The organism is Actinopolymorpha singaporensis, assembly GCF_900104745.1.
Classification (GTDB): domain Bacteria; phylum Actinomycetota; class Actinomycetes; order Propionibacteriales; family Actinopolymorphaceae; genus Actinopolymorpha; species Actinopolymorpha singaporensis.
This window is the reverse complement of record NZ_LT629732.1, coordinates 1,913,562-1,933,050: the sequence shown is the minus strand read 5'-3', so window position 1 is coordinate 1,933,050 and position 19,489 is coordinate 1,913,562. Positions and strand designations below refer to the sequence as shown.

Sequence of the window (19,489 nt, the reverse complement as noted above, 5' to 3'; positions counted from 1 at the left end):
CCAACCGGGGTCAGCCGAGCCGGCTCCGCAGGGCCGCCTTGACGTCGGGGATGCCGCTCGGGGCCATGGAAAGCTCGTCGACACCCATCCGGACCAGCCGCACGGCCGCGTCCGGCTCTCCCGCGAGCTCGCCGCACACGGCGACGTGCCGACCGGCCGACCGGGCGGCGTCGACCAGCGTCGCCAGCAGCCGCCACACCGCCTCGTGGCCGGGTTGGTAGAGGTCGCCCACCGCGTCGTTGGTCCGGTCCGCGGCCATGACGTACTGCGTGAGGTCGTTGCTCCCCACGCTCACGAAGTCCACCTCGGCGCAGATCTCGTCGGCGACCAGGGCGGCCGCCGGCACCTCGACCATCACCCCGACCTTCGCCGGCCGGGCGAACGCCGTGCCCGCAGCCGCGAGTTCGCCGGCCACCTCCTCGACCAGGAGCCGGAACCGCCGCGCCTCCGCCGCCACCGTCACCATCGGCGCCATCAGCCAGACCTCGCCCCGCCCGTACGCCGCGCGCAGCACCGCCCGCAGCTGGGTCCGCAGCAGATCCGGATGTCCGAACGCGTACCGCACTCCGCGCACGCCGAGCGGTCCGTGCCGCCAAGGGTCGAGATCCAGGGCCGGCAGCAGCTTGTCACCGCCCACGTCCAGGGTGCGTACGACCGCGCGCCGGTCGCCCAGCTCGGCCAGGACCGCGCCCAGCTCGGCAGCCTGTTCGTCCTCGCCGGGCAGGCGAGGCCGGTCGACGTAGAGGAGTTCGGTACGCAGCAGGCCCACCGCGTCGGCGCCGGCGGCCAGGGCAGCGCGCGCCTCGGCCCGGCCGCCGACGTTCGCGCTCACGGTCACCGGCGTCCCGTCGGGGCGCACCACCGGGCCCGCGGCCGCGGCGCGAGCCCGCTCACGGCCGGTGGCGAGGTCGCGGGCGGCCCGCCGGGCGGCGGTCAGCTCCGCCTCCGGCGGGTCGACCCGCACCTGGCCGGTACGCGCGTCCAGGACCACCGGCGTACCGTCCGGAACGTCCAGCACTGCTGGGCCCAGCCGCACCACCATCGGCAGCTCTAGTCCGCGGGCGAGGATCGCCGCGTGGGACGTACGCCCGCCGCGTGCGACCGCCAGCCCGGCCACCCCGGCCTCGCCGAGGGCCGCGACGTCGGAGGGGAACACCTCCTCGGCGACCACCACGGCGCGGGCGACGTCCTCCGGTCGTACCGACGGCCGGACGTCCACGCCGAGGGCGCCCAGCACCGCGCGGCCGAGGTCCTCCACGTCCACCGCACGCTCCGCCACCAGGGCCGCTCCCCCGGCCAGCAGGTCGCGGGCCTCGAGCACCGACCCCCACCAGGCCACCTCGGCCGGCGTGACCTGGTCGAGCCTGGCCTCGGCTCCGGCCAGCAGCGCCGGGTCGGCGAGCATCGCCTGGTGGGCACCGGCGATGTCGGCGCCGGACCCACCACCGGCGGCCCGGTTGCCGAGTTCGGCGTTCACCTGGTCGACGGCGGCAACCAGCCGTCTGCGTTCGGCCGCCGGGTCGTGGGGGCCGCCGGTCGACGGCAGCCGGGGTTCGGTACGCCGCAGGTGCCGGACCGGTGCCACCACCAAGCCGGCCGAGGCGCCGACACCGCGCAGCGTGCCGGGCTCGGGCCTCGGGGTCGCCGCGGGCTCGGCCGCCGCCGGCTGCTCGGGCGGCACCGGAGAAGCTACTGCGGGGGTCTCCTCGTCCAGCTCACCGAATCCCGCGTCGGCCAGAGCCAGGACGGCGTCCACGGCTGCCCGGGAGTCCGAACCGGACGCGGCGACCTCGATCTCGGTGCCCACCCGCAGACCCTGGGCCACCACCCCCAGCACGCCGGCCGCGGCCACCCCCGGATCTCCGGGCCGGCCGACGGTGACCCGCGCGTCGTACTCCCGGACCAGGTGCGCCAGCGCCGCCGCCGGCCGGGCGTGCAACCCGGCCGGATTACGCAACGTCGTCCGCGCCCGTACCTCGGCCTCGACCCGCTTCTCCGCCTCCGCCGCCTCGGGCGTCTCGGGTGTCTCGGCCTCGCCCGCCGCGGGGGTGGGCACATAGGCCGCCCGCGCCGCGGCGGCGACCTCGGCGAGGCCGGCACCTCCAGCCGCGGTGGTCGCAGCCGCGACCGCACCCTCCACCAGCGGCGCGTCGACGAGCAGCACCCGGTCCGACTGTCCCGGGTCGAGCGTCTCCAGGACGAGTTCGGCGGTGAGCTGTGCGCTGCCGAGGTCGTACAGCACGGCCACGCCGGCGCCCCCGCGCGCGCCCTCGCCCGCGCCTTCGTCCGGAGCCACGTCGGCCAGCACGGACGTCACCGCCGCCAGCATGGCGTCGAAGCTGGTCCCCACCCCGCCGTCGTCGGTGCCGCCGACCGCGCGGATGTCCACCTCCGGTGCCATCTGGGCGGCCAGGGTGCGTACGCCCTCGGCGAGGGCGGCCACGTGTGCGATGAGAACCAGCCCGACCTGGGCGACGGGCCCCTCCGGCATCGCCGCTGCGCCTACGAGGAGTGGTCGGCGACGTCGGCGAACACCCGAAAGAGCAGCGCCGACGATGTGGCGCCGGGGTCCTGGTGACCGGCGCTGCGCTCGCCGAGGTAGCTCGCCCGGCCCTTGCGGGCGATCATCGGGATGGTGGCCCGCATGCCCTCCTCGGCGGCGTCGGCCGCCGCGGTGAGCGCCTCGCGGGTCGAACCGCCCGCAGTGACGACCTGTTCGGCGGCCTGCACGGCCGGGTCCCAGGCGTCGACCATCGTCTTGTCGCCCACCTCGGCCTTCCCCCGCGCCACCACGCCGCCCAGCCCGGCCCGCAGGGCACCCACGAGGTCGGCGGCGCCGAGCTCGCCACGTCCCCGGACGCTCGTGGCGGCGCGCAGGAACGCCGTGCCGTACAACGGGCCGGCTGCTCCACCGACCTTGGAGATCAGCGCGGTCGCCACCGTCTGGAGCACGTCGGCGGGCGTACCCGGGTCGGCCTCGGCGAGGCGGTCCAACGCCGCCTTCATGCCGCGGTCGAGGTTCTCGCCGTGGTCGGCGTCCCCGATGGCGGCGTCGAGTTCGATCAGGTACGTACGGTTGGCCGCCACCACGGCGGCGTAGTCGGCGATCACGCGGAGCAGGTCCCGCGTGGTCATCGGCAGGTCATCGGAAGGCATGCGGCGTCACCGCCCCCAGCGCAGGGCGGGCGTGTGCACGGGTGCGTCCCACAGCTCGATCATCTCCTCGTCCAGCCGCAGCAGGGTGATCGACATGCCCGGCATCTCCAGCGAGGTGATGTAGTTGCCGACCAGCCGCCGCTCGACGGCGATGCCGCGCTGGGCCAGCACCTTCTCGGCGTGGGCGTAGGCGACGTAGAGCTCCATCAGCGGAGTGCCGCCCATGCCGTTGACGAACAGCAGCGTACGGTCCCCGGACTCGAACGGCATGTCCTCGACGATCGGGGCCAGCAGGCGTTCCACGATCGCGTTCGCGGGTTCGAGCGGCACGCGTTCCCGGCCGGGCTCGCCGTGGATGCCGATCCCGATCTCCATCTCGTCCGGCCCCAGCTCGAACGTCGGCTTGCCGGCGTGCGGCACCGTACACGAGTCCAGCGCCATCCCCATGCTGGCGACGTTGTCGTTGACCCGGCGGCACAGCGCCGCCACCGCGGCCAGGTCGTCGCCGCGCTGGGCGGCCGCGCCGACGATCTTCTCCGCGAGGACCGTGCCGCCGACTCCGCGCCGCCCGGCGGTGTAGAGGCTGTCCCGCACCGCCACGTCGTCGTCGATCACCACCGCCTCCACCCCGACACCCTCGGCCGCGGCCAGCTCGGCCGCGGTCTCGAAGTTGAGGACGTCGCCGGTGTAGTTCTTCACGATGTGGAGTACGCCCGCACCGCCGTCCACCGCCTTCGTCGCGGCGAGGATCGGGTCGGGCGTCGGTGAGGTGAACACCGGCCCGGGGCAGGCCGCGTCCAGCATTCCGTACCCCACGAAGCCGGCGTGCAGCGGCTCGTGCCCGCTGCCGCCGCCGGAGACCACACCGACCTTGCCCCGGCGGGGCGCGTCCACCGACACCACGTAGTCGGGGTCCAGATGGACGCTCACGAGGTCGCCGTGTGCGGCGGCCAGGCCGGTCAGTGCCTCCGCGACGACGTTCGCCGGATCGTTGATGATCTTCTTCATCCCCGCACCCTCCCACCGTGCGCTCGCGGCGTCACCCTTCTTGGTCCCACCGACTGTCGGTCCTGCCGAGTTTGGTCCTACCCGAGCGTTCAGCCGCCGACCCCTGACTCGGCCAGGGGGCAGCGCCAGGGCACGATTCGGCCTACGGTGAAGACACCCAACGCTTCTGCCCGGTCACCCGCAGCAGGCGCCACTACACTGCCCAACCGTGATCTTCAAGCGCGTCGGCGACGGACGCCCCTATCCCGAGCACGGCACGACCCAACGCGAGTGGGCCGAGCTGCCGCCGCGCCCGATCCGGCTGGACCAGTTGGTCACCACGAAACGCACCCTCGACCTGGACACCCTCCTCGCGGAGGACTCCACCTACTACGGAGATCTGTTCGCCCACGTGGTCGAATACCAGAACGAGCTGTACCTCGAGGACGGCTTGCACCGGGCACTGCGAGCCGCTTTGCACCAGCGCATGGTGTTGCACGCCCGCGTGCTTCGGCTCAAGGGCTGAGGATTTCCCGCACGGGGGAAGGGGGCGCACATGGGATGGGACGAGACCGCCGAGCTACGCCGAGCCCGGCGGCGGCGCAGGCGGAGGATCCGTGGCCCCCTCACCCTGGTCGTCCTCATCGGCCTCGTCGCCGGAGCGGGGTGGTTCGGCTGGCAGTCGGCCCTGAAGGCCATCCCGGGCGCCGGGCCGGACCTCGTGTGCAGCACACCTTCGCCGGGCCAGAAGCAGCGGATCGCGGCCGCCAGGGTGATCGTGAACGTCTACAACGCGAGCAAGATCGGTGGGCTCGCGGAACGTACCGCGACCGACCTGCGCCAGCGCGGCTTCACCGTCGGCGCCGTGGCCAACGACCCGAAGAAGGCGAAGGTGAAGGTCGCGGAGGTTCGCGGCCGGGCCAAGGACGCACCGGAGGTCATCCTGGTCGCCGCGCAGGTCGCCAAGGAGAAGATCAGCGTGGACGACCGGACCGACGCGAGCGTCGATCTGGCCCTCGGCAGTGATTTCCACGGCCTCGTCACCAAGGCGCCGACGGCCATGGACGTCACCACCACCGTGCCGGTCTGCGTGAAGCCGAGCCCCACACCGGGCGGCGCCGCCGGCTGACGGCCCGCGCGCTAGGGGCCCGGGGCCACAGGCCGGGATCAGGGTCTGCGGATCCACCGCATCCGCGAGGGAGCCGTCGGCTGGTGACCTTCCAACCACCCCGCCAGCCGGCCCGAACGGCTCACCGACCGCAGCCGGCGTTCGGTGGCCTCCCGTACCCGCCGCGGAGCGATCACGAGCAGGTCGTCGCCGACCTTCAGGGCCGTACGCAACCCGGGCACCAGGCTGCGGCCCTCGCGGACCACCAGCGCCACCGACGCCCCTTCGGGTAGCCGCAGCTCCCCCACCTCGACGTTGGCCAGCAGCGATCGGGGCAGGATCCGGATCTGCAGCAGGTCGGCGTCCAGGCGTTCCAGCGGCGCCGCTTCCACGTCGAGGTCACGCACCTCCTCCTCGCCCCCGAGCCGTAGCAACTTGCCCACCCACGGCAGGGTCGGAGCCTGCACCAGCGTGAACACCACGACGAGGATGAAGACCACGTTGAACAGCCGGTCGGCGCGTGCCAGGCCGGCCGCCAGCGGGATGGTGGCGAGCACGATCGGCACCGCGCCGCGCAACCCCGCCCAGGCGAGGAACAGCTGGTCGGGCAACCGCGTCCGGAACGGCAGCATCGACACCAGCACCGACAGCGGCCGGGCCACAAAGGTCAGCGCCAGCCCGCCGACCAGGCCGGCCAGGACGTCGCTCCACTCCATCCGGTTCGGCCAGGCGAGCAGCCCGAGCATCACGAACAAACCGATCTGGGCCAGCCACGCGAGGCCTTCCACGAACGACCGCGTGGTCGGCCGGTGCGGGAGTTCGGCGTTGCCGAGGACGAGGGAGGCGACGTAGACGGCGGCGAAACCGCTGCAGTGCACGAACGAGGTCAAGGCGTACGCCAGCACCGCGAACGACACGACTGCCAGCGGGTACAGGCCCGACGACGGCAACGCCACCCGCCGCAGCAGCCACGCGCCGCCCCACCCGATGACGAACCCGAGTACCGTGCCGCCCGCGAGCTCACCGCCGATCAACCCGACGATGCGGGGTACGCTCTCCTCCGCGAACACCGAGGAGCTGAGCAGGGTGACCAGGAGGACCGTCGGGGCGTCGTTCAGGCCCGACTCGGCCTCCAGGACCCCGGCCAGCCGGCGGGGCAGCGGGACCTTCCGCAGCACCGAGAACACCGCTGCCGCGTCGGTGGGCGAGGTGACGGCACCGAGGAGCAGGGAGAGCCGCCAGCCGAAGCCGAGCGTGCCATGGACGATCACCGCCACCACGAGCACGCTGACCGCGACACCGACGGTGGCGAGGACGAGCCCGGGCAGCATCGACCCGCGTACCTCGGCCCACCGGGTGGTGAGACCACCTTCGGCGAGGATGACCACGAGGGCGGCGAAGCCGAGCGCGTGGGCGAGCTGGGCGTCGTCGAACCGAATGCCGAGGCCCGCCTCGCCGAGCGCGACGCCCATCGCGAGGTAGATCAGCAGGCTGGGGAACCCGAACCGCACCGAGGCGCGGACAGCGAGGATCGCCAGCAGCAGAACCAGGGCGCCGTACAGCAGGAAGTCGTTGAGTTCGGCCACGGTGATCATCGCCGGCACCTCCCCCGCCCCGGTCGAACCCCGCCCAGAAGGACAATGCCGAAGGGCCTGGGCACGTCAGTGCTCGTGCCCAGGCCCTCCTGCTGCGGTGGCGGTGGGATTTGAACCCACGGAGGGTTGCCCCTCACACGCTTTCGAGGCGTGCTCCTTCGGCCGCTCGGACACGCCACCGCCGGGTAGGTTACCGGACGGCGTGGGAAGTGCCTCACACGCCCCGGCGGGCCGCGAAGAACCGCCGCAGCACCTCACCGCACTCCTCGGCGAGCACTCCGCCGACGACCCGCGGCCGGTGGTTGAGCCGGCGGTCGCGTACGACGTCCCACAGCGAGCCGACGGCACCGGCCTTGTCGTCGTACGCACCGAACACCACCTGGTCGACCCGGGCCTGCACCAGCGCGCCCGCGCACATCGTGCACGGCTCGAGGGTGACGACGAGCGTGCATCCGGACAGCCGCCACTCCCCTCGCGCGGCAGCCGCCTCCCGGATCGCCAGCACCTCCGCGTGGGCGGTCGGGTCGCCGGTCGCCTCGCGCGCGTTGCGTCCCCTGCCGAGCACGGAGCCGTCGGGGCCGAGTACGACACACCCGACGGGTACGTCACCGGTGTCCGGGGCCATGGCGGCCTCCTCGAGGGCGGCCCGCATCGGGTCGTCCCAGCCGGAGCTCAGCGGACCGCCTCGAGCGCCTCGGCGAACCCCAGGCGCTCGGCGAGGAACGTCACCGCCGCCGCGGGGGACGTACCGATCGCCTCCGCCAGACGGTTCAGGTCCTCGGCCCGGATGCCGAGGTCGTCCAGCAACCCGGCCTCGCCGATGGGTTCGGACGGCAGCACCACCGGCTCGTCCTCGTCCTCGTCGATGTCGGTGGCGGGCACCGGCATCTCGGCACCCACGTCGCCTGCGACCACCGAGGCGAGCCGGTGTTCTTCCACCAGCTCACTCACCAGCGCCTCACCGACCGGTGAGCGGAGCGTCTCGGCCCCGTCGGACACGTACACCCGGGGTTCCTCGTCGCCTTCCACCCGGACGACGCCGAACCAGTTCTCCTCCTCGACGAAGACCAGGACGATCTCGTCGTCGGCCTCGACGTCCTGTACCGCGTCGACCACGTCCTCCACGGTCTCCACGTCGTCGAGGTCGGTCTCACTCGCCACCCATTCGTCCCCACTGCGGGCGAACGCCGCCGCGAAGTACGACACCGCGCACCATTCCTTCGAGTTCTCGATCTGCACCTACGGCTTGTCTGGACCTGTCTTTCGCCGGGGTCCGCGATCGAAACCTACGGGTCGCGATCCAGGACGGTGCCGGTCGGCCGGCATGGTCAGCCGACCGAGGCCTCGACCGCCCGCTGGAACGCCGGCCCGTACCCGAGACGCTCGGCGATTTTGGACAACATCTCGTCGGGGTAGAGGTCGAGGTCGTCGCACAGGGCGCCCATCTCCATCGCGGCCATGCCGAGGTCGGCCACGATGGTCAGGTCGCCCGCGGGCTGTGCCTGCTCCTCGTCGTCCTCGATGGGAACCGGCAGGGCCAGCTCGTCGAGGACCTCCCGGGCCAGCGGCCAGTCGGTCGCCGCGGTCACGTCGGAGAGGAGGTAGCGCACCTCGTCCCCCACGACCCGGACCAGGATGAAGAAGTCGTCGTCGACCGAGACCGAGCCGATGCAGCCGATGTCGCCCTGCATCTGGCGCAGCGTGCGCACCAACGTGTCGAGGTCGCGCGCCGCGGTGGTCGCCAGTGACGACGCCCGCCAGCAGCCCTCCTCGAGGTAGGTGACCACCGCGAAGTCGATCGCCGTGCTGCTGTCCTCGGCCATGTAGGGCATGGTGGCAGACCCGCGGGAAAATGCACCGGCTTTCCCAGCCTTTGTTCGCCCGATCCGTGCCTTTCGCCGAAGTTCTACCGAAGTTCCATCCAACCGGGACCGCCATGCCCAGGTCGGGATACTCGGCGCCGGTCAGGGCACCGGTTCACGCCTCCCGGCGGGCCGGCCGGCGGGCCGGCTGGACATACGCGCACAGCTGTGTACGCCTTGATCGGACGTACGCCTGAGGTACGCCTCAGAGCGCGCGGCGGAGGGCTTTGCGACGGCGGCGGAGCTGGCTGGCCCGCATGGCGTAAGGGAGGTCCTTGGCCTCGGCCAGGTCACGCAGCAGCGCGGCCCGGCGACGCAGGCGTTCCCATTCGCGTTCGGTGAGCGGGCGCGGGTCCGCCGGCTCGCCGCCGGAGGAGGCCGAGGAGGCCGAAGGGCGGTCACCGGGAGGGCTCGTGGCCTGCGTGGGGGGCGAGGCCCAACCGCTGCGGGCCACGCTTGTGGCCGACGCGTGGAGAGGCGAGTCCGACTGCCGTCTCTGTGCTGCGTTCATCACCATGACCGCCGATCCAAGACGATCCCCGCTCTGATGAAGGGGCCACCAGTCGGGTTCGGGCGACCCCACGACCTGACTCCCCAAAGGTGGACCTTGTCCTGGGACCGGAGCAATGTCTATGGCCGGAATTTTCAGCCGGAGTTCGCACTTTTTACGCCGTCAACGCGTTCACGGAGCGGTTCGCTGGCTCTCCGAGAGGGCGCGTTCACGGTGCGGGTTCGGCGTACGGGAACTCCCATATGGACGGGACATACGGCACACCTGCCCGGCTCCACCACCGCTCCACCGCGGCTCCGGCTCCGCGCCGGGATGGCCTAGGGTCACGCCCATGCGGATCCACGTCGCCGACCACCCTCTGATCGCGCACAAACTCACTGTGTTGCGCGACGCCGGTACCGACTCGCCGACGTTCCGGCTGCTCACCGACGAGCTGGTCACCCTGCTCGCGTACGAGGCCACCCGGGACGTCCGGACCGAGCCGGTGACCGTCCCCACTCCGGTGGCCGAGGCGGCGGGGGTCAAGCTGGCGGCGCCCAAGCCGCTGGTCGTGCCGATCCTGCGGGCCGGGCTCGGGATGCTGGAGGGCATGGTGCGGCTGCTGCCCACCGCCGAGGTCGGCTTCCTCGGCATGGTCCGCGACGAGCACACGCTGAAGGCCTCGACGTACGCCCAGCGGATCCCCGAGGATCTGTCCGGCCGGCAGTGCTACGTGCTCGACCCGATGCTGGCCACCGGCGGGACGCTCGCGGACTCCGTGCGCTTCCTGGTCGAGCGGGGCGCCGACCACATCACGGCGGTGTGCCTGCTCGCCGCCCCGGAGGGCCTCCGCTTCCTGGAACGCGAGCTCGACTCGGTGGGGATCCCCGTCACGGTCGTCACCGCCGCGGTGGACGACCACCTCAACGAGCACGGCTTCATCGTCCCCGGGCTCGGCGACGCGGGCGACCGGCTGTACGGCATCGCCGGCTGACCGAGCCCGCCCGGGCGCACGGGCCGACCGGGCCGCCCGGCTGAACTGCCCGACCGGGCTGTCGAGCGAACCCTGACGGTTACCCGTCCCTTACCCGTCCACAGGTTTGTCGGCGGGACGTCCGGCCCATGCTGACGGCATGGGGGGATTCCCATGGGCGTGAAGGTCAGCGTCGTCGTGCCGGTGCACAACCTGGGGCCGGACCTCGACGCCTGCCTGGAGTCGCTGCTGGGCCAGTCCCTGGGGTCCGGTGAGTACGAGATCCTCATGGTGGACGACGGCTCCCACGACGGGACCGCCCAGCGGCTGGAGAAGCTCGGCCGGCTGCATCCGCCGCTGCGCGCCATCATGGCCGCCCACACCGGCGGACCCGGCCGGCCGCGCAACATCGGGATCGAACGCGCTCAGGGCGAGTACGTCTACTTCCTCGACCCCGACGACCGGCTCACCCCGAACGCGCTGGAACGCATGTGCGCCACCGCTGCCCGTACGAACGCCGACGTCGTGATCGGGAAGCTGGTCGGCCACGGCGGCCGTCCGGTCTCCCGGCACGTCTTCCGGGCCTCCCGGGACCAGGCCGACCTGGTGGAGGATCAGCTGTTCGGGCTGCTGACACCGCACATGCTGTTCCGGGCGGCGTTCCTGGCCGAGCACCACCTGCGGTTCGCCGAGGGCGCGGCCTGGCTGGGTGACCAGCTTTTCGTCGCACAGGCGTACTTCCGGGCGAAGGTGATCAGCGTGCTCGCCGACGAGGTGTGCTGCCACTGGATCCGCCGGCCCGAACGTGAACAGGCCTCCCGCCGGTTCGACCCGCGAGCGTACTACCGCGCCCTGCGTGGAGTGCTCGACGTCGTGGACAGCCACACCGCTCCCGGTGACGAGCGCGACCAGATCTACGCGCACTGGTACGACGCGGAGATGCTCCGGCTGCTCGGCGGACGGACGTTCGGCGGGCTGCCGGTGCGGTACCGCCAGCACCTCCTCTACCGCGAGGTCGGCAAGCTCGCCGAGGAGCGGTTCGGCCCGGCCGTGGAGGCCTGGCTGCCGCTGTCGATGCGGGTCCGGGCGCAACTGCTGCGTGCCGGCGCATACGCCGACATCGCCCGCCTGGCCCGTGCCGAACGCGAGCTGACCGTCGTACCGACCCTGGAACGCGTCAACTGGGATGGCGAACACCTGCTGATCCGGGTCAGCGGACGGTTGAGCTACGCCGACGGACGGCCGGTGACCTTCCGCCGGCTCGGTGGGCGGCTGCTGTGGCAACCCCCGGTGCCCCTGCGGGTCGATGTACCCGAGGACGCCTACGACGTGACCGCCGCGATCAGCCGCAGCCGGCTGGACGTGTACGTACAGAACCGCAACGACTCCGGCGACTACCGGCTGCCGACGACCAGCCACCTGGTGCCCGACACCGCCGACGAGGCCGAGCAGGTCATGCTGCGCGGCACGGCCCGGCTCGACCCGCGCGTCGCGAAGGCCGGGCGCCCACTGGAAGACGGGTTGTGGGACTGCTTCGTGCGAGCGGAGAGCTGCGGCTGGGACGTGCAGCGGCGGATCGCCCGGCCGAGCCTCTACCAGACCGAGCCGCCCTGCCCCAGCCAGGTCGTGGGTACGGGCACGCTGGTCGAGCCGCACTGGACCACGTTGGGCAACCTCAGCGTGCGGGTCGCCGCGACCTGATCCCCCGGTCCGGGCGCACTGGCGAGACCCCGGGCGGGCTCACTCCGGGCGGGCTCACTCCGGGCGGGCTCACTCCGGGCGGGGGTCCCAGTGGAACCGCCGGACGGCCACCAGCGCACCGGCGACTCCCCACGCGGCGAGTACGCCGAGGCCGGCCCACCCGAACCCGCCGTCCCCGCCCAACGCCGCGAGCAACGCCTGGTTGAACGGCCGTACCGGCAGGAAGTCCGCGACCCGGTTGATCACGTCCGCGTGGATCGGCATGTACGTGCCGGACACGAACACCAGCGGGAAGAGTACGAACTGCACCACCGCGGGTGCGGCCTCGGCATTGCGGATCAGCGAGGCCACCCCGACTCCCAGTGCGCAGAAGGCGGCCGCGCCGAGCACGAGTGTCACCGCCAGCGCCGGCCAGTGGGACGGACCGGGCAGCGGCACGCCGAACACCCGGCCGACACCGAGGATGAGCACGACGTCCACGACGCTCACCAGGACGCAGTGCGCCAGCAACCCGAGGAAGTAGGTCCCACTCGGCAGCGGAGTGGCCCGGACCCGTTTGAGCAGGCCGTTCTGCCGCCGCGTCGCCAGCACGATCGCCAGCTGGCTGTAGCACGCCCCGAGCACGGAGGTCGCCGCGATGGTGCCCACGTAGTACTGCAGGGCGGTGAGCCCGAAGAAGTAGTCGCTCGAGCCGATGCCGCCGAACAGCATGCCGAACACGGTGATGATCAGGACGGGAAACGCGAACGTGAAGAACGCGCTCTGCGGGTTGCGCCAGAACGTCAGCTGCTCGTAGCGGATCTGGTGCCACAGCAGCGTGAGGTCGCGGCTCATCGGGCGCTCCTCTCCAGGCCGGGGCCGGGCGACGAGTCGGGTGCGGGCGAGTCTGGTGCGGGCGAGTCGGGCTCGGCTGCGCTCTGGCCCGGCGCGCCGGTGAGGCGGAGGTAGACGTCCTCCAGGCTTGGGCGCTCGACCGTGAGGCCGTCGAGTACCGCTCCCACGGCGAGTGCCCAGCCGGTGAGCCGGTGCAGCGTCCCCGTCGGCTCGGCGGTCTCCACGGCCACCAGGCCGCCGCGGTCCGGGCCGGACACCGACTCCCCCGCCGCCAACGGCATCCGGGCGAGCGTCCACCCGCCGGGCAGGGCGAACCGCACCCGGGCTCGGGCACTGTCCCGGCCTCCGAGCGTCGTGGGAGTCCCCTCGGAGATGATCCGGCCGCCCGCGATCACCGCCAGCCGGTCGGCGAGTTGCTGCGCCTCCTCCATGTAGTGGGTGGTGAGCACGATGGTCGTTCCGGCCGCACGCAACCGACGCACGAGGTCCCAGGCACCCTGCCGGGCGGCGGGGTCGAAGCCGGTCGTGGGTTCGTCGAGGAACAGCAGGCTCGGGTCGCCGATCATGCCGAGCGCGAGGTCCAACCGGCGCTTCTGACCACCGGACAGCGACCGGACCTTCCGGCGCCTCTGCTCGGTGAGACCGACCAGGCCGATCACCTCGTCCACGTCGCGCGGAGCGCGGTAGTAGCCCGCGTCGCGAGCGATGGTCTCGCGTACCGTGAGGTGCGGCTCCACGGCGACGTCCTGCAGCACAAGGCCGATCCGCTCTCTCAGCTCCCGCTCGCCCGACCGCTCGCCGGGGTCGATGCCGAGCACCTCGACGTGGCCTGAGTCGCGGGTACGGAAACCTTCGAGGATCTCCAGGGTGGTCGACTTGCCGGCCCCGTTGGGTCCGAGCAGGGCGAAGATCTCCCCGTGACGGACCTCGAAGCTCACACCGCGGACGGCGTGCACGGGGCCGTAACTCTTGTGGAGGGCCGCCACGACGACGGCGTTCCCGCCGGGAGTGGTCCAGGTCTCGTTGGTCACCTGATCAGTCTGGGTACGGCACGACGGTGCACACCACGGCGTTCGGTTGCCTCCGCATGCGACTTTCGTAGGTCGGTGTTGCTTGTCGGCGGACGGGCATACCGTGAGCGCACCCCGAACGCTGCCACCTGCCGAGGAGCGCCATGACCACCCTGAGCGACCGCTCGCACACCGCGCTGCTGGTGATCGACGTGCAGAACGACGTCGTCGGAGGTGCCCACAACCGAGACGCCGTTGTCGCCAACATCGCCTCGCTCGTGGACCGGGCCAGGTCCGAGAACGTCCCCGTGGTGTGGGTGCAGCACTCGGCCGACAACCTGCCTATGGGCAGCGACGGCTGGCAGTACGTCCCGGAGCTCACCCAGAAGGATTCCGAGCCGGTCGTGCACAAGCGGTATCCCGACTCGTTCGAGGACACCGACCTCGAGACCGTGCTCGCCGAGCGGAGAATCGGGCGCCTCGTCGTCACCGGCGCGCAGACCGACGAGTGCATCCGTTCCACGCTTCACGGAGGGATCGTCCGTGGGTACGACGTGACGTTGGTCGGCGACGCCCACACCACCGAGGACCTCTCCGAGTGGGGCGCACCCACGCCCGACAAGGTGATCGACCACACGAACCTCTACTGGGCGAACCACACCGCTCCCGGCCGGCAGGCAGGCACGGTCACCACCGATTCCGTCGACTTCGGCTGAGCTTCCACGCATCGCCGTTCTCCACCTGTCACTGTCAGCAGAGGCGCAGGTCGGTAGCCGCAAGCTGCCATTGACAGTTGTCCGAGTGTTCTCGGCGTCGTTCGGTGTGCCCACGTGTGCACGGCGGTCCCGGCGACGCGCGTCCTGAGTAGGGCCGGCAGATCGACCGGCTCGGCACGATGATCCAGGCACACCGACTTCGTTCTCCGTCGAGCGGTGAGCGCGTGCAACTGTCGCGACCAGGGCGCGCCCGCCGCATGGTCGGCGCTGTCTGCGAGGAGTGCGGACCACGTTTTTGTCCACAGGTGGCGGATCGGGATCTCCTTGTGGACAACGGTCTTGATGGCGGTGCCGGCCACTAGACTTCGAACATGTATTCGACAGCGCAGGGCTCTTCGGGCTGGGATGGCGGCACCGACGCCGAGCAGCGGCTGGAGGCTGCGCTGGCCGAGGTCGCCACCATCCTCGCTGACGCGCTGGCCGCGCCGATGCTGTCGCTTCGCCCTGAGAAGCTCGGCCGGTTGTTCGACCTGCACCGGGCCGATGAGGCGAAGATGTCCGCACTGAAACTGGCCATGGTCGCCCGGGCCGAGGCCTGCGACGTCGCCAAGACGACCGGTGCGCCGACCACGGCGGGGTGGCTGCGGACCGCGCAGCGGATGTCGAAGAACGATGCTTCCGCCGCCGTGGCCCTGGCGCGTGACCTGGACCGCACGGTCACGTTGACGGCGCGGGCGTTGGCGCGGGGTGAGGTGTCGTTTCGGCACGCGCAGGTGATCGCCGCCGCGATCAAGGACCTGCCCACCTGGATCAGCCTGGAACAACGGGTGCAGGGCGAGGAGTACCTGATCGACGAATCCCGGCGGCGTAACCCCGACGATGTGCGGCTGCTGGGGCGGCACCTGCTGCTGGTGCTCGCCCCGGAGGAATGGGAACGGCGGCTGGGTGAGGAACTCGACGCCGCCGAACGCGCCGCCGAACGCAAACGCTCCCTGAAATACCTGCCCAACGGGATCCCCGGGTCCGAAACCATGATCGTCAAACTGCCGGTGCTGGAGATGGACACTCTCCGCAAGATCATCGAGGCGCTGATCGCCGCAGATACCCGCCCCGAACCCGAGGAACGTCCCCTTGACCAAAAACGTGGGGACGCGTTCGCCGAACTCGTGGCCAGGATGGCCGAGTGGCAGGCGTCGCCGAACCGCGGCCGCGGACGCGACTGCGTCACCGTCACCATCGGCCTGGACCAACTCCTACAAGGCACCGGGTTCGGCACCATCGACGACACCACCCCCGTCCGCCCCATCCCCTGCGGCTGCCAAACCCCCGACGCCACACGCCAGGCCAAGCGAAAGAACCGGAAACAAAGCGACGGCAGGCAAAGCGACGGCGCGCAGTCCAACGGCGCGCAGAGCGACGGCGGCACGGATACCGCTGGCACGACGGGCACCCCCAACTTCAAGCCCACCAAGAACAATCCGGCCGCTGTCGCGGAGCGAATACCCGGACGGCGAGAACCCGGGCAACAGCCACAACAGAACACCGCAACCGAACCGGATCCAGGTGCCGGACCGGGACACGGACCCGAAGCAATTCCCCAACCACACTTCGGTGATCCGGACGAAGACGCGGACAAGTACGCCGAACCTGAGGATGGAGCGGCGGCGCCGGAGGCTGCCATCGACCCTGACGACCCCATCAACCCTGACGAACCCATCGATCCCCACGACGGCTGCACCAAGTGCGGCGGCGGCGGATCGGCCCGGATCCTCGGCCTGCGCGGAGAACCACTCTCCGTCGCCACCATCCGCCGCATGGCCTGCGACGCCAACATCATCCCCGTCGTCCTCGGCGGCAACGGCGAAATCCTCGACATCGGAACGGCCGACCGGTTCTTCACCGAACCACAACGACGAGCCCTCGCCATCCGCGACGGAAGCCACTGCCACTTCCCCGGCTGCCACGTCCCCGAACGCCGCTGCATCGCCCACCACATCACCGCCTGGGAAGACTTCGGCCCCACCGACCTCGCCAACGGAGTACTGCTCTGCAAAACCCACCACACCTACGTCCACCACAAAGGCTGGCAAGTCCGCATGGGCAACCACGGCCACCCCGAATACACCCCACCCGAATGGGTGGACCCGCAACAGAAAGTACGCCGGCCATAGGGGCGTAGGCGCCGCCCCAGCAGGTACCGCACGGGGAGCGGGGTACAGCCGTGGCTCACACCGCGCGCAGCGCGGCGACCAGCCTCGTCAACGACTCCTTTGCGTCGCCGAAGAGCACGGTCGTCTTCGGGTCGTGCAACAGGGGGTTCTCGATGCCGGCGAACCCCGGCCGCATCGATCGCTTCAGGAACACCACGGCCTTGGCCTCGTCGGCGTTCAGGATCGGCATGCCCGCGATGGGCGAACCGAACGGCTCCCGCGCGGACGGGTTCACCACGTCGTTCGCGCCGACGACGAGCGCCACGTCGGTGGCCCGGAACTCCGGGTTGACGTCGGCCATCTCCACCAACTGGTCGTACGGCACGTCGGCCTCGGCGAGCAGCACGTTCATGTGGCCGGGCATCCGGCCCGCCACCGGATGGATGGCGTACACGACCTCGACGTCGCGCGCGGCCAAGGCCTCGGCGAGTTCGCGCAGCGCGTGCTGCGCCTGCGCGACGGCCAGTCCGTATCCAGGGATCAGCACCACCCGGCGCGCGTACCCCAGCATCACCGCGATGTCCCCGGCGCCGGCCGACTTCACCGGCCGGGAGCTCTCCTCCGTCGCACCCTGCGTCGAAGGGCCGGCGAGCCCACCGAACAGGATCGTCGTCACGCTGCGGCCCATCGCCTGGGCCATCAGCCTGGTCAGCAACGTGCCGGCCGCGCCGACGAGGGTGCCTGCCACCAGCAGCAACGCGTTGCCCAGCAGGTACCCGCTCGCGGCCACCGACAGACCGGTGAAGGCGTTGAGCAGCGACACGACGATCGGGACGTCCGCGCCGCCGACCGGCAACACCAGCAGCACACCCACGCCGAGCGACAGCACCGCCAGCACGATCCCGAACACCACCGACCCGAGCACGACGGTGGTCACCGCCGCCGCAAGGGTCGCGCCGAGAACACCGCCGTACACCAGCCGGGTGTGGGGTACGACGATCGGCCGGCCGGGCACCCAGTCCTGCAGCTTGCCGAAGGTCACCAGCGAACCCGCGAAGCTCACGGCGCCAACCAGCACCGTGAACGCCACCGCGATCCGGACACCCACGCCGGCGTCGGCGAACCCGCCGAGTTCGAGCAGCGCCACCAGGGCGGCCGACGCGCCGCCGACGCCGTTGAACAACGCCACCAGTTGCGGCATCGCCGTCATCACCACCCGGCGGGCGGCGACTGCCCCCACCGCGGCTCCGAGGGCGATGGCGACCAGGATCGGAAGGAGATGGGCGGGACGTACGGCGGCGAACGTCAGGGCCACCGCCAGCACCGCACCGGCGGCTCCGACGAGGTTGCCGATCCGCGACGTGCGCGGTGCGGCCAGCCCGCGAAGGGCGAGGATGAAGCACACCGCCGCGACGAGGTAGCCGATCTGCGCCCACCCGGGCGTCGTCGTGGGATCAGCCATGGCGCCTGGGGGTCCGGGCAGGAGTCCGGGCAGGAGTCCGGGCACGGAACATCTCCAGCATCCGGTCGGTCACCACGAAACCGCCCACGAGGTTCAGGGTCGCGAGGAACACCGCCACCAGTCCGACCCACAGCTCCACGGTGTCGCGGGCCCGGCCGGTCACCAGGATCGCCCCGATCAGGATGATGCCGTGGATCGCGTTCGCACCCGACATCAACGGCGTGTGCAACGTCGTGGAAACCTTCGAGATGACCTCGTACCCAGTGAACGCGCTGAGCACGAAGACGGTCAGCAGAGCGACTCCCTCGGTCACTACCCCACCTCCCCGAGGAGTTCGAGCGTCGGTCGGTGGACCACCTCACCCGCGTGGGTCACGCAGGTGGCGGACAGGATGTCATCACCGAAGTCCAGATGCAGAGCGCCGACACGCAGCATCAGCAACAGCACGTTGACCACGTTGTGTCCGTAGAGTTCGCTGGCCGGTCGCGGCAGCTGACTGGGCACGTTCGAACCACCCCAGACCAGCACGCCCTCGACCATCACCTCGTGCCCGGGGATGCTGCCCTCGACGTTCCCGCCCTGGTCGGCGGCCAGGTCGACCACCACCGACCCTGCGCGCATTCCGGCGACCATGTCGGTGGTGACGAGCACCGGCGCGGTCCGGCCGGGCACTGCCGCGGTGGTGATCAGCACGTCGGCGGCCGCGACGTGCGGGGCGAGCAGCTCCCGCTGCCGGGTGGCGCGTTCCTCGGTCATCTCCCGCGCGTAGCCCCCGGCCCCGGCGAGTGGCGGCAGGTCGAGTTGCACGAACTTCCCGCCGACGCTCGCCACCTCCTCCGCCGAACTCTCGCGTACGTCGTAGGCCTCCACCACCGCACCGAGCCGGCGCGCGGTGGCGATCGCCTGCAGCCCGGCGACCCCGGCGCCGAGCACCAGCACCGTCGCCGGCCGCACCGTACCGGCAGCCGTCATGAACAACGGGAAGAAGCGCTGCAGACGTTCGGCCGCCACGATCGCACCGCGGTAGCCCGCGACCATCGACTGCGACGACAACGCGTCCATCGGCTGCGCCCGGGCGGTGCGCGGCACGAGGTCCATGGAGAACGACGTGATGCGGCGCTCGCGCAGCCGGCGGACGAGCGGGACCTCCTCCGCCGTCGGCAGGAACGACACCGTCACCACACCCTCGCCGATCTGGCGGGCGGTACTGAGGTTGATCGGCTGCACCGACACCACGACGTCGGCGCCGGTGAGCACGTCCTCGCTCACCTGCGCACCCACCGCACGGTAGTCGTCGTCGGTGGCGCCCGCCTCGTTGCCGGCGCCGGACTCCACCGAGACCTCGACGCCCGCCGCCAGCAGCCGGGGAAGCTGCTCCGGCAGCAGCGCAACGCGGCGTTCACCGGTCCTGCGTTCCCGAAGTACGGCTATCCTCACGGGCGGCC

At 71.5% G+C, this 19,489-nt stretch carries 19 protein-coding genes and 1 tRNA gene; 6 read left to right on the top strand and 14 right to left on the bottom strand.

Translation table 11 applies throughout. The features are described from left to right. Positions 1-10: 10 nt before the first annotated feature. Genes ptsP through dhaK form a run of 3 tightly spaced genes read right to left on the bottom strand, consistent with a single transcriptional unit; the run spans position 11 to position 4,164 of the window. Positions 11-2,491 (bottom strand): phosphoenolpyruvate--protein phosphotransferase, encoded by a 2,481-nt coding sequence (gene ptsP, locus BLU27_RS08765; RefSeq protein ID WP_092652263.1) that lies wholly within the window; start codon positions 2,489-2,491, stop codon positions 11-13. An 11-nt stretch (positions 2,492-2,502) separates the two neighbouring features. After that, positions 2,503-3,156, bottom strand: a complete 654-nt coding sequence (gene dhaL / locus BLU27_RS08760) for a dihydroxyacetone kinase subunit DhaL (RefSeq protein ID WP_197681742.1) — start codon at positions 3,154-3,156, stop codon at positions 2,503-2,505. A 6-nt stretch (positions 3,157-3,162) separates the two neighbouring features. Then, positions 3,163-4,164 carry a dihydroxyacetone kinase subunit DhaK gene (gene dhaK / locus BLU27_RS08755; RefSeq protein ID WP_092652261.1) on the bottom strand — a complete coding sequence of 334 codons (1,002 nt, stop codon included), beginning with the start codon at positions 4,162-4,164 and terminating at the stop codon, positions 3,163-3,165. A gap of 208 nt (positions 4,165-4,372) precedes the next feature. Between dhaK and BLU27_RS08750 the strand changes: the two genes are divergently transcribed. After that, positions 4,373-4,669 (top strand): type II toxin-antitoxin system VapB family antitoxin, encoded by a 297-nt coding sequence (locus BLU27_RS08750; protein ID WP_092652259.1) that lies wholly within the window; start codon positions 4,373-4,375, stop codon positions 4,667-4,669. A gap of 30 nt (positions 4,670-4,699) precedes the next feature. Beyond that, entirely contained in the window at positions 4,700-5,272 is a 573-nt protein-coding gene (locus tag BLU27_RS08745; protein WP_092652257.1) for a LytR C-terminal domain-containing protein, read from the top strand. A gap of 38 nt (positions 5,273-5,310) precedes the next feature. Here the strand turns inward: BLU27_RS08745 and BLU27_RS08740 are convergent, their stop codons facing one another. The 6 genes from BLU27_RS08740 to BLU27_RS28900 all read right to left on the bottom strand — a co-directional run bounded on the left by BLU27_RS08740 (position 5,311) and on the right by BLU27_RS28900 (position 9,162). After that, on the bottom strand, positions 5,311-6,846 hold the full coding sequence (locus BLU27_RS08740) for a potassium/proton antiporter (RefSeq protein ID WP_241827863.1): 1,536 nt from the start codon (positions 6,844-6,846) through the stop codon (positions 5,311-5,313). A 95-nt stretch (positions 6,847-6,941) separates the two neighbouring features. Next, positions 6,942-7,026: transfer RNA gene (locus BLU27_RS08735), tRNA-Ser, on the bottom strand. A gap of 34 nt (positions 7,027-7,060) precedes the next feature. After that, positions 7,061-7,498 carry a tRNA adenosine(34) deaminase TadA gene (gene tadA, locus BLU27_RS08730; protein WP_092652255.1) on the bottom strand — a complete coding sequence of 146 codons (438 nt, stop codon included), beginning with the start codon at positions 7,496-7,498 and terminating at the stop codon, positions 7,061-7,063. Positions 7,499-7,518: 20 nt separating this feature from the next. Continuing rightward, complete coding sequence (locus BLU27_RS08725; RefSeq protein ID WP_197681741.1) at positions 7,519-8,085, bottom strand: tRNA adenosine deaminase-associated protein; 567 nt, start codon at positions 8,083-8,085, stop codon at positions 7,519-7,521. 89 nt (positions 8,086-8,174) lie between these two features. Next, positions 8,175-8,669, bottom strand: a complete 495-nt coding sequence (locus tag BLU27_RS08720) for a tRNA adenosine deaminase-associated protein (protein ID WP_092657403.1) — start codon at positions 8,667-8,669, stop codon at positions 8,175-8,177. A gap of 244 nt (positions 8,670-8,913) precedes the next feature. Continuing rightward, entirely contained in the window at positions 8,914-9,162 is a 249-nt protein-coding gene (locus BLU27_RS28900) for a hypothetical protein (protein WP_157728350.1), read from the bottom strand. 388 nt (positions 9,163-9,550) lie between these two features. Between BLU27_RS28900 and upp the strand changes: the two genes are divergently transcribed. Together upp and BLU27_RS08710 are read left to right on the top strand one after the other, a co-directional pair. Then, a complete protein-coding gene (upp, locus tag BLU27_RS08715; protein ID WP_092652254.1) occupies positions 9,551-10,192 on the top strand; it encodes a uracil phosphoribosyltransferase in 642 nt (213 codons plus the stop codon). A 153-nt stretch (positions 10,193-10,345) separates the two neighbouring features. After that, on the top strand, positions 10,346-11,872 hold the full coding sequence (locus tag BLU27_RS08710) for a glycosyltransferase family 2 protein (RefSeq protein ID WP_092652252.1): 1,527 nt from the start codon (positions 10,346-10,348) through the stop codon (positions 11,870-11,872). Positions 11,873-11,941: 69 nt separating this feature from the next. On the opposite strand, the gene BLU27_RS08705 is transcribed toward BLU27_RS08710, so the two are convergent. Further along, complete coding sequence (locus tag BLU27_RS08705) at positions 11,942-12,706, bottom strand: ABC transporter permease (RefSeq protein WP_092652250.1); 765 nt, start codon at positions 12,704-12,706, stop codon at positions 11,942-11,944. Next, positions 12,703-13,737 carry an ABC transporter ATP-binding protein gene (locus BLU27_RS08700; RefSeq protein WP_092652248.1) on the bottom strand — a complete coding sequence of 345 codons (1,035 nt, stop codon included), beginning with the start codon at positions 13,735-13,737 and terminating at the stop codon, positions 12,703-12,705. The genes BLU27_RS08705 and BLU27_RS08700 overlap by 4 nt, the downstream gene beginning before the upstream one ends. Before the next feature lie 143 nt (positions 13,738-13,880). Here BLU27_RS08700 and BLU27_RS08695 point away from each other — a divergent pair, with 143 nt between their 5' ends. Then, positions 13,881-14,432 (top strand): cysteine hydrolase family protein, encoded by a 552-nt coding sequence (locus BLU27_RS08695; protein WP_092652246.1) that lies wholly within the window; start codon positions 13,881-13,883, stop codon positions 14,430-14,432. 371 nt (positions 14,433-14,803) lie between these two features. Next, the gene (locus BLU27_RS08690) at positions 14,804-16,603 is read left to right on the top strand and encodes an HNH endonuclease signature motif containing protein (RefSeq protein ID WP_092652244.1); all 1,800 of its coding nucleotides are present in this window, start codon (positions 14,804-14,806) and stop codon (positions 16,601-16,603) included. 55 nt (positions 16,604-16,658) lie between these two features. On the opposite strand, the gene BLU27_RS08685 is transcribed toward BLU27_RS08690, so the two are convergent. The 3 genes from BLU27_RS08685 to BLU27_RS08675 are packed head-to-tail and all read right to left on the bottom strand — an operon-like array spanning position 16,659 to position 19,481. After that, positions 16,659-18,044 (bottom strand): NAD(P)(+) transhydrogenase (Re/Si-specific) subunit beta, encoded by a 1,386-nt coding sequence (locus BLU27_RS08685; RefSeq protein ID WP_092652242.1) that lies wholly within the window; start codon positions 18,042-18,044, stop codon positions 16,659-16,661. Continuing rightward, entirely contained in the window at positions 18,037-18,357 is a 321-nt protein-coding gene (locus tag BLU27_RS08680; protein ID WP_092652240.1) for an NAD(P) transhydrogenase subunit alpha part 2, read from the bottom strand. Before BLU27_RS08680 ends, BLU27_RS08685 begins: the two co-directional genes overlap by 8 nt. After that, positions 18,357-19,481, bottom strand: coding sequence for an NAD(P) transhydrogenase subunit alpha (locus tag BLU27_RS08675; protein ID WP_092652238.1), 1,125 nt, complete (start codon positions 19,479-19,481; stop codon positions 18,357-18,359). The genes BLU27_RS08680 and BLU27_RS08675 overlap by 1 nt, the downstream gene beginning before the upstream one ends. Positions 19,482-19,489: the final 8 nt, after the last annotated feature.

Bases quoted from the DNA above. Each gene is read 5' to 3' on its own strand.
- BLU27_RS08690 (WP_092652244.1), top strand. From the start codon at position 14,804: ATGTATTCGACAGCGCAGGGCTCTTCGGGCTGGGATGGCGGCACCGAC.
- BLU27_RS08685 (WP_092652242.1), bottom strand. From the start codon at position 18,044: ATGGCTGATCCCACGACGACGCCCGGGTGGGCGCAGATCGGCTACCTC.
- BLU27_RS08720 (WP_092657403.1), bottom strand. From the start codon at position 8,669: ATGGCCGAGGACAGCAGCACGGCGATCGACTTCGCGGTGGTCACCTAC.
- BLU27_RS08745 (WP_092652257.1), top strand. From the start codon at position 4,700: ATGGGATGGGACGAGACCGCCGAGCTACGCCGAGCCCGGCGGCGGCGC.
- dhaL (WP_197681742.1), bottom strand. From the start codon at position 3,156: ATGCCTTCCGATGACCTGCCGATGACCACGCGGGACCTGCTCCGCGTG.
- BLU27_RS08705 (WP_092652250.1), bottom strand. From the start codon at position 12,706: ATGAGCCGCGACCTCACGCTGCTGTGGCACCAGATCCGCTACGAGCAG.
- upp (WP_092652254.1), top strand. From the start codon at position 9,551: ATGCGGATCCACGTCGCCGACCACCCTCTGATCGCGCACAAACTCACT.
- BLU27_RS08710 (WP_092652252.1), top strand. From the start codon at position 10,346: ATGGGCGTGAAGGTCAGCGTCGTCGTGCCGGTGCACAACCTGGGGCCG.
- BLU27_RS08740 (WP_241827863.1), bottom strand. From the start codon at position 6,846: ATGATCACCGTGGCCGAACTCAACGACTTCCTGCTGTACGGCGCCCTG.
- ptsP (WP_092652263.1), bottom strand. From the start codon at position 2,491: ATGCCGGAGGGGCCCGTCGCCCAGGTCGGGCTGGTTCTCATCGCACAC.
- BLU27_RS08695 (WP_092652246.1), top strand. From the start codon at position 13,881: ATGACCACCCTGAGCGACCGCTCGCACACCGCGCTGCTGGTGATCGAC.
- dhaK (WP_092652261.1), bottom strand. From the start codon at position 4,164: ATGAAGAAGATCATCAACGATCCGGCGAACGTCGTCGCGGAGGCACTG.
- tadA (WP_092652255.1), bottom strand. From the start codon at position 7,498: ATGCGGGCCGCCCTCGAGGAGGCCGCCATGGCCCCGGACACCGGTGAC.